General features: G+C 71.8%; 9 protein-coding genes. 4 read left to right on the plus strand and 5 right to left on the minus strand.

The features are described from left to right. Positions 1-32 precede the first annotated feature (32 nt). A complete protein-coding gene (locus AC3IYI_RS37380; protein ID WP_489407864.1) occupies positions 33-3332 on the plus strand; it encodes a DUF4082 domain-containing protein in 3300 nt (1099 codons plus the stop codon). Continuing rightward, a complete protein-coding gene (locus AC3IYI_RS37385) occupies positions 3329-4375 on the plus strand; it encodes a glycosyltransferase (RefSeq protein ID WP_489407865.1) in 1047 nt (348 codons plus the stop codon). Before AC3IYI_RS37380 ends, AC3IYI_RS37385 begins: the two co-directional genes overlap by 4 nt. Positions 4376-4431: 56 nt before the next feature. Here AC3IYI_RS37385 and AC3IYI_RS37390 read toward each other — a convergent pair whose 3' ends face one another. Next, entirely contained in the window at positions 4432-5127 is a 696-nt protein-coding gene (locus AC3IYI_RS37390; RefSeq protein ID WP_489407866.1) for a hypothetical protein, read from the minus strand. 82 nt (positions 5128-5209) lie between these two features. Between AC3IYI_RS37390 and AC3IYI_RS37395 the strand changes: the two genes are divergently transcribed. Then, positions 5210-7270, plus strand: coding sequence for an O-antigen ligase family protein (locus AC3IYI_RS37395; protein ID WP_489407867.1), 2061 nt, complete (start codon positions 5210-5212; stop codon positions 7268-7270). Further along, a complete protein-coding gene (locus AC3IYI_RS37400; RefSeq protein WP_489407868.1) occupies positions 7180-8184 on the plus strand; it encodes a glycosyltransferase in 1005 nt (334 codons plus the stop codon). The genes AC3IYI_RS37395 and AC3IYI_RS37400 overlap by 91 nt, the downstream gene beginning before the upstream one ends. Before the next feature lie 10 nt (positions 8185-8194). On the opposite strand, the gene AC3IYI_RS37405 is transcribed toward AC3IYI_RS37400, so the two are convergent. From AC3IYI_RS37405 to AC3IYI_RS37420, 4 genes are read right to left on the minus strand one after another with little or no spacing between them, the layout of a single operon-like run. Further along, entirely contained in the window at positions 8195-9031 is an 837-nt protein-coding gene (locus tag AC3IYI_RS37405) for a glycosyltransferase family 2 protein (protein ID WP_489407869.1), read from the minus strand. Positions 9032-9049: 18 nt separating this feature from the next. Next, positions 9050-10174, minus strand: a complete 1125-nt coding sequence (locus AC3IYI_RS37410) for a hypothetical protein (protein ID WP_489407870.1) — start codon at positions 10172-10174, stop codon at positions 9050-9052. Between the two features lie 4 nt (positions 10175-10178). Next, positions 10179-11720, minus strand: coding sequence for an oligosaccharide flippase family protein (locus AC3IYI_RS37415; RefSeq protein WP_489407871.1), 1542 nt, complete (start codon positions 11718-11720; stop codon positions 10179-10181). Further along, positions 11717-12478, minus strand: a complete 762-nt coding sequence (locus AC3IYI_RS37420) for a YveK family protein (protein WP_489407872.1) — start codon at positions 12476-12478, stop codon at positions 11717-11719. Before AC3IYI_RS37420 ends, AC3IYI_RS37415 begins: the two co-directional genes overlap by 4 nt. Positions 12479-12557: the final 79 nt, after the last annotated feature.

A 12557-nucleotide genomic window follows, 5' to 3' on the forward strand; every position in this document is an offset into this window, starting at 1 on the left:
GAATCACCAAGCCACTCCCAAATGAGGTTCGGATGAACAGACGGACAAGGCTGCTGCGGTACGGGCTCTTCACCGTGGTGGCAGCACTGATGGCGGCGGCGCTGCCGCCATCGGTGGCGGTCGCGGCGGACCCGTGCGGCCCCGGCTCCAACGCGATCGTGTGCGAGAACTCCAAGGCGGGCACACCGATGTCCGACTGGTTCGCGCCCAGCGCCTACGGCGACATCAAGGGTTTCCCGGCCCAGACGAGCGTGCAGGCGGGCGAGACCCTGCAGTTCAAGATCCAGTCGCCGACGGCGTACAAGGTCTCGGTCTACCGGCTCGGCCACTACGGGGGTGACGGGGCCCGGCTGATGTCGACCGCCGCCCAGGCGGCCCAGACCCACCCGGCGAACTTCCCGCAGAACGGCAACCCGCAGAGCTGCACCACCAAGCCCTCCACCGGCCTGGTCGACTGCGGCAACTGGCCGGTCACCTCGAGCTGGACGGTGCCCTCCGACGCCGTCTCCGGCCTCTACATAGCCAACTTCGACCAGGCGGACGGCAACGGGGTCATGCCCTACCCGTTCGTGGTCCGCAACGACGCCAGCCACTCCGACATCGTCGTGCAGACCAGCGACCAGACCTGGCAGGCGTACAACAACTACGGCGGCCAGGACCTGTACGACGGCGCCGGTCCAGCGCCCGACGGCCGTGCCTACGAGGTGAGTTACAACCGGCCGATGGACATCGGCGGGGAGAACGGGATCTACGGATCCGAGTACCAGATGGTCGCCTGGCTGGAGCGCAACGGGTACGACGTCAGCTACATGTCGGGCATCGACATGTCGACCAGGGGCGCCACCCAGCTGCAGAACCACAAGGTGTTCATGTCCTCGGGGCACGACGAGTACTGGACCCAGGACCAGTTCACCAACGCCCTGAACGCCCGTCACGCGGGCGTCAACCAGACCTACTTCGCCGGCAACGAGGTCTTCTGGAAGACCCGCCTGGCCCCCAGCATCGACGGGGCCAACACGGCCAACCGGACCCTGGTCTGCTACAAGGAGACCAAGCTCTCCTTCCCGCAGCCCAACGGAATCCCCGACCCGAGCGGGATCTGGACGGGCACCTTCATGGACCCGGCCAGCGCCACGAACGGCCGGCCCTACCAGCCGCAGAACCAGGTCACCGGATCGCTGTTCAGCGTGAACGGCTACCGCAGCGACGCGATCACCGTCCCCGGGGCGTACGCCAAGATGCGCCTGTGGCGGGGAACCACCGTCGCGAACCTGACCCCCTCCCAGACCGCCACCTTCCCCGTCGGCACGCTCGGCTACGAGTGGGACAGCGACGTGGAGGACGCGGCGCGCCCGGCCGGGCAGATCGCGATGTCGTCCACCACGGTGGACATCAACGACGGCAAGTACCGCCTGGACTACGGGAACACGTACGGCAACGGGACCGCGACGCACAGCCTGGTCGCCTTCCGCGACCAGACCTCGGGCGCCCTGGTCTTCGGCTCCGGCACCGTGCAGTGGTCCTGGGGCCTGACCAACATGCCGACCGGCAACCCGGACGACGCGGTGGTCACCGAGGACAAGCGGATGCAGCAGGCGACGGTCAACATCTTCGCCGACATGGGGGTCCAGCCGGGGTTCCTGCAGAGCAACCTTGTCGCGGCCACCGCCTCCGCGGACCACACCGGCCCGGTCATCACCGTGACCGGCCCCGCGGCGAACGCCACGGTGCCCGCCCTGCGGCCCGTGACCATCACGGGCACCGCCTCCGACAGCGGCGGCGGAGTCGTGGCCCGCGTGGAGGTCTCCACCGACGGCGGCACCACCTGGAAGGCCACCACGGGCGTCGGGTCCTGGAGCTACAAGTGGACCCCGACCACCCCCGGTTCCGCGCAGATCAAGGTCCGTGCGGTGGACGACAGCGTCAACATCGGCGCCACCACCACCGTGCCGCTGACCGTGGGCCCCCAGGAGTGCCCCTGCACCGTCTGGCCCGCCGCGGCAGTCCCGGGCACCGTCAACGCCGGAGACGGCAGCGCCGTGGAACTCGGCGTGAAGATCCGCTCCTCGGTGCCCGGTTCGATCTCGGGCGTCCGCTTCTACAAGTCCCCGGCCAACACCGGCACCCACACGGGCAGCCTGTGGAGCAGCTCCGGCCAGCGCCTGGCCACCGGCACCTTCACCAACGAGACGGCATCGGGCTGGCAGCAGCTCAACTTCTCCTCGCCGATCCCCGTCAAGGCCAACACCACCTACATCGCCTCCTACTTCGCCCCCAACGGCGGGTACTCCTTCGACACCACCTTCGCCTCGGCCGGCGCCGGGCTGGCTCCGTTCACCGCGCTGAAGAGCGGCACCGACGGCGGCAACGGCGTCTACCGCTACAGCGGCACCGGCGGGTTCCCGTCCACCGCCTCGTCCGGCAGCAACTACTGGGTCGACGCCGTCCTGGACACCGCCACCGCGAGCACGACGCCCCCGACCGTCACCTCGACCACCCCGCAGTCCGCGGCGACCGGCACCGCGATCACCACGACGGTGAAGGCCACCTTCAGCTCGGCCGTGGACATGGACGCCCTGGTGTTCACCCTCAAGGGCCCCGGCGGCGCCAACGTCCCGGGCAGCAAGATCCTCGACGTGTCCAACAGCGCCACCTTCACCCCGTCCTCCGAACTGGCGCTGAACACCACCTACACGGCTTCGGTGCAGGCCGCCGACCTGTGGGGCAACACCATGGCCGAGCCGGTCACCTGGACCTTCACCACCAGCGCGACCCCGCCGGCGGTGACCTGCCCCTGCACCCTGTGGGGTCCGAACGCCACCCCGACCACCGCCAACGTCGGCGACGACACCAACTCCGTGGAACTGGGTACCCGTTTCCAGTCCTCGGTGGGCGGCTACGTCACCGGCGTCACCTTCTACAAGGGCCCCGGGAACACCGGTACGCACACGGGCAGCCTCTGGTCCGCCACCGGCACGCTCCTGGCCACCGGAACCTTCGGCAGCGAGACCGTGTCCGGCTGGCAGCAGCTGCACTTCACCACCCCGGTGGCCATCACCGCGAACACCGAGTACGTGGCCTCGTACCACGCGCCGAACGGCAAGTACTCCGTGGACGGCGGCTACTTCAGCGCCGCGCACCGCTCCTACCCGCTGGTGGCCCCGGCCGACGGCGGCGGCGCGGGCACCGGAAACGGCCTCTACAAGTACGGGGCGGCCACGGTCTTCCCGAGCAACACCTTCGGATCGGTGAACTACTGGGTCGGCCCGGTCTTCACCACCACGCCTCCCGCCCCGCTCGCGGAGGGATCGACGGAGGTGTCCGGCCAGTGAGCACCGTCAGCGTGGTGATCCCCTGCTACAAGTACGGCCACTTCCTGGCCGACTGCGTCAAGAGCGTCCTGGACGAACAGGAAGGCGTCGACGTACGGGTACTGATCATCGACGACGCCTCCCCCGACGACTCCGCGGACGTCGCGCGCGCCCTCGCGGCGGCCGACCCGCGGATCGAGGTCCGGGTCCACGAGAAGAACCAGGGGCACATCGCCACCTACAACGAGGGCCTGCTGGAGTGGGCGGACGGGGACTACGTCGCCCTGCTCTCCGCCGACGACCGGCTGGTCCCCGGCGCCCTGGTGCGCGCCGCGGCCCTGCTCGACGCCCACCCGCAGGCCGGTTTCGCCTACGGCAGGCCGCTGCGGTTCCAGCACGGCGGGCCGCTGCCCGAGGCCCGTACCCGGAGCACCGGCTCGGTGGTCTATCCGGGCCGGTGGTGGCTGGAGCGGCGCTTCCGGGAGGGCACCGGGTGCATCACCTCGCCCGAGGTCGTCGTGCGCACCAGCCTCCAGCGCAAGGTCGGGGGCTACGACCCGGAGCTTCCGCACGCCGGGGACATCGAAATGTGGATGCGGCTCGCGGCCCACGCCGACGTGGGCTACGTCCGGGGAGCCGACCAGGCCTTCTACCGGGTCCACGGCAACAACATGTCCACCACGGACTTCGGCGGACAGCTCGACGACCTGCGCCAGCGCCTCGTCGCCTTCGACTCGGTGCTGGAGAAGTGCGGCGGCCTGCTCCCGGAGGCGGGCCGGCTGTCCACGGCGGCCCGCACCCGGCTCGCCCGGTACGCCCTGCGGCGCGCCTACCGGGCCTACGACCGCGGGCGCACCGGGGTCGTCCCGGTCGAGGACCTGGAGGCCTTCGCCGCCGAATGCCTGCCGCAGTACACCTCGCTCGCCGAGTACGGGGCACTGCGCCGGCGCCGGCGGATCGGGGCCCGCGTGATGCCCTACCTCCAGCCGCTGGTGCTGTCCGCCGTCGCCGACCGGGGACGCGAATGGCTCTGGTGGCAGTCCTGGAAGCGCCGAGGGATCTGATGACACCGCACCACCGCCCCGTACCAGGGGCGTTGGCGGCCGGGCGGCCCGCGCTCTCAGCGGGCCGCCGCGGCCGCCGGCACGGGGCTCCCGTCCCGCTCCTGCCCGCCGTTTCCGGCGTCGGCGCGTTCGCGCCGGCGCCGGGCGCGGCCCGCCAGGAACCGGTCCGTCCACACCGTGCAGGCCACCCCGACGACCAGGGCCAGTACCGCCGTCCCGGCCAGTCCGCGGCTCTTGGTCCCGAGCTGTGCCACCGCGGACGGCGGTACGAGCAGGGTGACGCTCATCCGGCCCGCCGCCGGGATCCGCTGCTCGGCCTGCATGTCCGAGAGGTGCTTTCCGTAGACCTCGACGACTGCTCGCACCGAACGGTCGGCCGTGGCCGGGTCCGTGTGCTCCGCCTGGATCTGGAGGGAGGGAATCAGGTAGCGGGGGGTGACGCTCGTGCCGCTGTTGCGCGGGATCAGCCGGTAGGAGCCCGCCACCCCGGCGGCGCGCAGTTCGGTCGCCCCGTCGGAGGAGTCCAGCTGCTGTACGGCGGCGAGGGAGACGGCGGCCAGGGGCGGCTGCAGATTGGCGAGCTGGTTCGGCTGGTTGCTCGTCACCGGCGGTTTGAGGACGACGATCGCCGTGCTCACGTAGGTCGTGGTGGGCCGGAGCACCTGGAGCGCCCCGGCGGCCGCGACCACTGCCGCCAGGACCAGCACGTACCAGCGGCGGCGCAGCGTGCGGAACAGCTCACCAGGCGACACAGGATTCCTTCCGTCGTGTTCGATCTTCCCAGGACGCCGGGCAACACGCCAACGGTTCCAGGGCAGTTGCGAGGGAGCGTTCGTGAACATCGGTGAGATAGGAGCGGTACTGCGGCGCCGCTGGTACGTCATGGGGCCCCTGACGCTGTGCGGGGTCCTCGCGGGGGCGCAGCTGTACCAGTCGGTCCCGGTGTCCTACCAGTCGCAGAGCTCGGTGGCCCTGCTCGACTCCGCGGCCGTGGCCCAGCTGGCCCCCGCCTTCGGCAACCCCATCGCGAACGCGGGCGGTTCGCTCGTGGTGACCGCCGACGTGCTCATCAGAACCCTGTCGGGCGCGGACGCGGCGCGGGACCTGCACGGTCTCGGGGTGACCGACCCCTACACCGTCGGCTTCGCCGCGAACGCCTCGGGTCCGATGCTCACGCTGACCGTCACCGGCACCAACCGCAACAAGGTGCTCAAGGAGACCAGTACCCTCACCGACTTCGCCGGGGAGCAGCTCAACGCGCTCCAGGCGGCGGCCAAGGTACAGCCCGCGTACTTCGTACAGACGGCGCCCGTGGTGCTGCCGCAGACCCCGAAACCACAGCTCAAGACCCGCTACCAGCAGGTACTGGCCGTGATCATCGCCGGCCTGATCGCCGGCTTCACCGCCTCCTTCGTCATGGAGAGCCTGCTGGCGGGCCGCCGGCGCCGGCGCGAGGCCGCCGAGGCCGCGGCCGGGACGGCCAAGACGCGCGTGCGCAAGCGGTCGCGCCACCGCGAACTGGACGCCACCGCGCTCCTCACCGGCTACCTGGGGCTGGCCTTCTTCATCCCCTCGAACCTGACCCTGCCGGGCCTCGGCGGCGTCGGCACCCCGGCCAACGTCTTCGCGCTCCTGGCCCTGTTCTGGTACCTGGCGACCTGGCTGACCGGCCGGATCAGACCGGCCCCCGGCACCCGGCTGCCCCGGGTCGTCATGTGGCTGCTGGCCGTGTCGGTCCTGGCCTCGTACCTGGGAGACGCCTCCCGGGGAAGCTCGCACAAGGAGGTGCTGGGCGCCGACCGGGGGCTGATCGGACTGCTGGTCTGGGTATCGCTGGTGGTGCTGATCTCCGCCGGGATCCAGGACCGGGCACGCCTGGACGTGCTGCTGCGGCGGGCCGTCGTGATGGGGGCGGTGGTCGCCGCCATCGGCTACTACGACTTCTTCACCGCGACGAACATCGCCGAGAAGATCAGCATCCCCGGGCTCCAGTCGAGCGTCGCGCAGATCACCACCCTGGACCGCGGGGCGTTCACCAGGCCGCGCTCGACCACCGCGCAGCCGCTGGAGTTCGGCGGCATGCTCGCCCTGCTGCTGCCCTTCGCGATCCAGCAGGCCTTCGATCCGGTCCGGGCGCAGCTGAGCCGCTGGCGCCGCTGGGCGCCGGTGGCGCTGATGGGCGGGGCCCTGCCGCTGACGGTGTCGCGGACCTCCATCATCGGGGCGCTCATCGTGGTGCTGGTGATGGTGCCGCGGTGGAAGCCGCAACGCCGCTGGACCACCTTCGGTCTGCTGCTCGGCTCGGTGGCCGTCTTCAAGGTCCTGGTCCCCGGACTGATCGGCACGATCACCACGCTCTTCGCGTCCTTCGTGTCGAACTCCGACAGCAGTACCCAGGCCCGCACCGTGAAGTACAGCGCGATCGTGCCCTACCTGGAGGAGCGCCCGCTGTTCGGCCGGGGCCTGGGCACCTTCACCCCGGACCTCTACTTCTTCACCGACAACCAGTACATGCTGACCCTGGCGGAGATGGGCCTGCTGGGTCTGCTCGCGCTCCTCGCGCTGTTCCTCACCGGAATCCACCAGGGCGGCGCCATCCGCCGTCTCGCCGCCGACGAGTCCGACCGGGAGCTCGGCCAGGCCTTCTTCGCCTCGGCCCTCGTCGCCCTCGTCAGCGCGGCCACCTTCGACGCCCTCAGCTTCCCGATGTTCGCCGGGATGTTCTTCCTGACGATCGCCGCCGGAGGCAGCTACCTCGGCTTCATCCGGCGCGCCGCGCCCGAGCCCCGAACCCTGGAGTCCCCGTGTCCTGCGACAGCACAGCCCGCGACAGCGCAGTTCCCGGCTCCCCAGCCGCCGACCGCCCCGACCGGCAGGATGCAGCCGGTCCGGTAGCCGTCGTCGTCGTCACCTGGAACAGCGCCCGGGTGATCCCCGAGTTCCTCGCTTCCCTGCCGCAGGGCATGGCCGGGGTCGACTGGCGGCTGGTCGTCGCGGACAACGACTCCGCCGACGGCACCGTGGACCTGATCCGGTCGCTGGCTCCCGAGGCCACCGTCGTCGAGACCGGCCGCAACGCCGGTTACGCGGCCGGAGTGAACGCCGCCCTGGCGGCCGCCGCGGACTGGGAGGGCGGCTTTGGCGCCGCCCTGGTGTGCAACCCGGACATCCGAATGCGAGAGGGCTGCGCGCGACTCCTGGTCGGCGCGCTCGGCGACCCGGTGGCCGGCCGGGGCCGGGTGGGGATCAGCGTCCCGCTGCTGTACGAGGAGGACGGGACGCTCCACCACTCGCTGCGCCGGGAGTCCCGGGTGACCCGGGCCCTCGGCGAGGCCGTGATCGGCAACCGTCGCGCGGGACGCTTCCCGCGGTGGAGCGAGCTGGTCACCGATCCGTCGGCGTACGGGAAGAAGACGGTCGCCGACTGGGCGTCCGGTGCGCTGATGGCGCTCTCCCGGGAGTGCCTGGACACGTGCGGAGCCTGGGACGAATCGTTCTTCCTGTACTCGGAGGAGACCGAGTACTGCCTGCGGGCCGGCGACCACGGCTTCGCCACCCGCCTCGAACCCGCCGCCTCGGCCGTCCACCTCGGCGGGGACTCGCAGGTCTCCCCGCGCCTGTGGACCCTGCTGACCCTCAACCGGGTACGCCTCTACGGACGCCGGCACTCGGCGCCGGCCACCGCGGCCTTCCGCGCGGCCGTGCTGCTACGGGAGACCTCCCGGGCGGCGCTCGGCCGCCCGGCGAGCCGGGCCGCGGCGCGGGCCCTGGCCAGCCGGACCGCCCTGCGCGCCACCCCGGGGCCCTGACCGGACCGGCTCAGACGGCGGGGGTCGGCCCGGTGGACGCCGGACCGGTGGGCGCTGGCCCCTCCCAGGCGGTGTAGAAGCTCTCAGGGTTGACCAGGTAGCGGACGGTCGGCCGGGGCAGGTGGCGGACCTCGTGGCGCCGGCTGTAGCGGCGTACGAGCTCCCAGTCCTCGCGGGGCAGGACCTCGGGGGTGCGCCGCAGCCGGCTGAAGTACAGGGCCGGGGTGCGGCGCGCCACGAAGGCGTTGGTGTCGAGGAAGGCCTCGTGCGCCGAGCGGCGGCGGTCGAAGGGAACCGACAGCACGTCCCGCTGCGATCCGTCGGGGAGCATCCTGCGCAGCGCCGTGTACACCGCGTCGGGTCCGCCCGGCGACTCCAGGACCGTCAGGGCCTGCTCCAGATGGTCCGGCTCCCACAGGTTGTCGTCGTCCAGGAAGGCCACGTACCGGGACCGGCTCAGTCGGATCCCCACGTTGCGCACCACGCCGGCCGTGGCCGTGTTCCGGGCCAGCGACACCGCGAAGAGCCGGGGATCCGAGGGGAGTTCGGGCAGCCCGGCACCGTCGTCCACGACGAGGACCACCTGGTCGGCCACGGTCTGCGCCAGCGCCGAGCGCACCGCCGCGCGCAGGGCCTCGGGGCGCCGGTGCGTGGCGATCACGGTGGCGACCAGTGCCGCCGGCGGGCGGCCCAGGAGCGAGCGCAGCCTGCCGGTCTCGGCGTTCTCGAAACGCCGCAGCCGCAGGGCCGAGGGGGCCAGCAGGAGCTTGTTCCTGGCCTCGAAGAGCACCAGCCAGCCGAAGGCCCGCTTGAGCAGTTCCCAGGGGGCCCGGGCGATGCGGCGCATGTCATGTCCTCTCGGTGGTCAGGGGGAGGGCTCGGGGACGACGGGGCGCCCGTCCGACATGCGGTTGCCGCGCCACACGTTCCCCGCGCCGCCCGCGTTCCACGCGGCGACCGCCCCGTAGAGCCCGCTGTGCGGGTGGTACTGGGTGGAGAACACGTTGTCGGTGACCTGGATGCCGGTGGCTCCCGGGCCGCCGCCGTAGAGCGCGTACGCCCCTCCGGCCAGCCAGTTGTTGTCGACGAGCACGTTGGAGACCACACCGGTGTCGGCGAAGAGCCCGAGCGCCGCGCTGGCGCCCTTGTCGACCGGGACGGAGTTCAGCAGCGTGTTGTGGCGGATCGTCAGCCGGCCCTTGTTGCCGCCGCCGCTGATCACGGCATCGGTGTGCTGCCACTCCCCGCCGAGGTTGCGGAAGGCGACGATGTCGTGGACGTAGTTGTCGTGCAGGTTGCCCTGGCCCATGGACAGGGCGTTGCCGAAGACCGAGACGTCGCACCAGCCCACCTCGACGGAGCTCTCGCCCATGTTGGAGACCGCGTAGTCGACGCCCCCGTTGTCGGGGCCCTTGCCCGGCAGGGCGGTGATCGTGGTGTGCAGGACCCGCAGACCCTTGAAGCCCGGACGGAGGTTGATGCCCCACCAGTTGGTCGAGGTGATCCTGCTGTCGATCACGGTGACGTCGTCGGCGTAGACGTCCAGGGAACCGCGGATGTCCCAGCCCTTGATGACCGTGCCGTTGGTCTTGACCGACATGTTCCCGGTGTCGTGCCGCTCCAGCGCGATCCGGGGACCGGTGGAGCGGGCGTCGGGGAAGCCGCAGGCGCCGGGCGAGGCGGCGTTGCAGACGGGGCCCGGTGTGGGCGGCGGCGGTGCACTGCTGCCCGGCGGGGGAGTGGGTGACGGGGAGGCCGGGGTCGCCGACGGGCTCGGACTGCCGGATGGGGAAGGCGAGACGGAGGGCTCGACGGGCACGGGCAGGGGGAGGGGCTTCTCCTCGCCGGGGCATTCGAGGGCACTCTCCGGGCAGGAATCGGCCGCCGACTCGCTGCGGCCCGTCCGCTCGGCCTGGTAGAGGGTCAGGGCCGCGACAGTTAAGAATCCGGCCAGCAGCCAGGCCCACAGCCGTTTGCGCACGCGTGCCATGGTGTCAGTCCTTCGTCGTCGTGGCCGCGGCGGCCGGTGCGGCCCCGCGCAGGAACCCGAGGCTGGGCAGGACGCACACGGCGTAGCACACGGTGGCGGCGGCCGCGGTCGCCACGAGCGCGAGGACGCCGTCGCCGAGGAGCCGTTCCAGACCGAGGACCACGGCCGCCATCACGGCGCCGCCGAGGAACGGCCAGGCGCAGGCGCACGCCACGGTGCCCAGCCCGACGCCGCCCCGGTGCAGGGCGAAGAGGAACACCGGCACCACGACGGCCCCGGCGACCAGGACGTGGCCCTGGGCCACCCCCTCGATCCCGCCCGCGCCGGCGCCGGCCACCAGGACCGGGACCAGGACGGCGAGCCACAGCCCCTGGACCCCGATGAGGGAGCGGCGATGGCCGATGGCCACCAGGCAGTCGTAGGCCAGTTCGCAGCCGATCCGGACCAGTCCGAGCCCCATCAGCCAGGGCAGTGCGGCGGCGGCGGGCAGCCAGCGTTCCCCGTAGACGAGCTCGACGATCGGCCCGGCGAGGGCGGCCAGCAGCACGCAGAGCGGGACCGTGCCCGTCATCACCACGCCGAGGGCCCGGCCGAAGCCGACGGCCAGTGCGCCCGGCCCCCCTCCGGTGTCGCTGTCGGCCAGTCGGGAGAACCCGGCGAAGGAGACCCGGCGGGCCGCCTCGGAGATGATCCGGACGGGCCAGCCGGAGATGTTGAAGGCGAGCACGTAGAAGCCGAGGGCCAGCTGGTCGAGGGAGGAGCCCACCACCATGGTGTCCACGTTGACGACGCCGAGCGCGAGCATGCTGGCCCCGGCGAGCGGGAGCCCGAAGCGCAGTAGGGCCCGGGCCTGCTGCCGGTCCCAGCCGAACCGCAGGGTGCCGGGCGCGGCGAGGCAGCAGCCGACGAGCGCGGCCACGTTGCCCGCGACGGAGCCCCAGGCGAAGCTCATCGCACCCCAGCCCTGGACGGCGAGCAGCAGGGTCACCGAGGTGCTGAGGACGAAGTTGACGGCGTCGATGGCCATCCGCGGGCCCTGCTGGAACTCCCGGGTGAGGAAGCCGGCGGGCACCTGCGAGAGCCCGTCGAGGACCACGCACACGCACATCACGCGCAGCACGCCGGACGCCTCGGGCGAGCCGAGCACCCGGGCCACCAGGGGGGCCGCCGCGAACAGGCCCGCGTACAGCAGCAGGCTGGAGGCGGCGCTCAGGGTGAGGACGGTCGGGGCGAAGCGGCGGGGGTCGCCCTCCCAGCGCACGATGGCGAGGGAGACCCCGAGCTCGTTGGCGGAGAGCAGGACCAGCAGGACCGTCTGGGCGATCCCGTAGACGCCCCAGGCCTCGGGACCGAGGAAGAAGCGGGCGAGGATGATGCCGGTGACGAAGTTGCCCAGCCGCATCACCATGGTGTTGACCAGGCTCCACCGGGCGGCGGATCCCACCTTGCGACCCAGGGACGGCGCCTCGGGCGGGACCTCGGGCGGGACCTCGGGTGGGTGCTCGGGTGGGTCCTGGGCGGCGGTGTCCGTGGTGGGCGAGGTCACGGCGATGCCTTGGAGGGGAAGGCCGACGAGGGCAGCACCTTGAGCGCCATGGTCGCCGTGGGGTCGACGGCGCCGTTGTGGTGGGCGTCGGGACCGGGACCGGGGTCCTCGGGCGGCCCCTGCTCGCCTTCCAGGGGCTTGCGGCGGCCGGGCTTGTCGGCCTTGCGGCGCCGGGCCTCGACGAAGAAGGTGGCCACCAGGCTGAGGACGAAGCCCAGCGCCGCCGCCATGACCAGGTACTGGAGCCGGGTCTTCGTCTGCGGCTCCGGCTTCTGCGGGGGCACGATCGTCGCCATGCGGATCATCGCCTCGGGGGTCACCGACTGCTGGGCCTGGAACTCCTGGAGCCGCTTCTCGGCGTACGCGGTGAAGAGCTTGTCGGAGTTCAGGACGGCCGCCGGGTCGGTGCCGGTGACGCTCAGCCACATGAAGGGCCCCTGGGCGTTGTCGGCGATCTTCGCCTCGTACAGGCCGGTCAGTCCCTGGGCCTTGAGGTCCGCCTTGGAATCGTCGGAGTTCAGGTTGCGGGCCAGCCCGTCGGCCATGCCGGTGAGGGAGGCCTGGGTGCTCAGGAAGGGGTTGCCGTCGAAGGCCACCGTGGCCTTCTTCGAGTTCAGGAGGGTCACCGTGCTCTGCGACCGGTACTCCACCGGGACCAGCAGGTACACGCCTGTGATGAGCGCGGCCGTGAGCAGCAGTCCGGGCAGCAGCACGTACCAGCGCCTGCGCATGACCCGCCAGATCTCCGCGAGGTCCATCAGCCTTCTTTCGATCCAGGTGGAACAGAGGTGGAAACGGTGCTGTGGCCGGAAGGGTTCGCCGTGCTCCGGCACACCC

It is taken from the genome of Streptomyces sp. GL_148 (assembly GCF_057834205.1).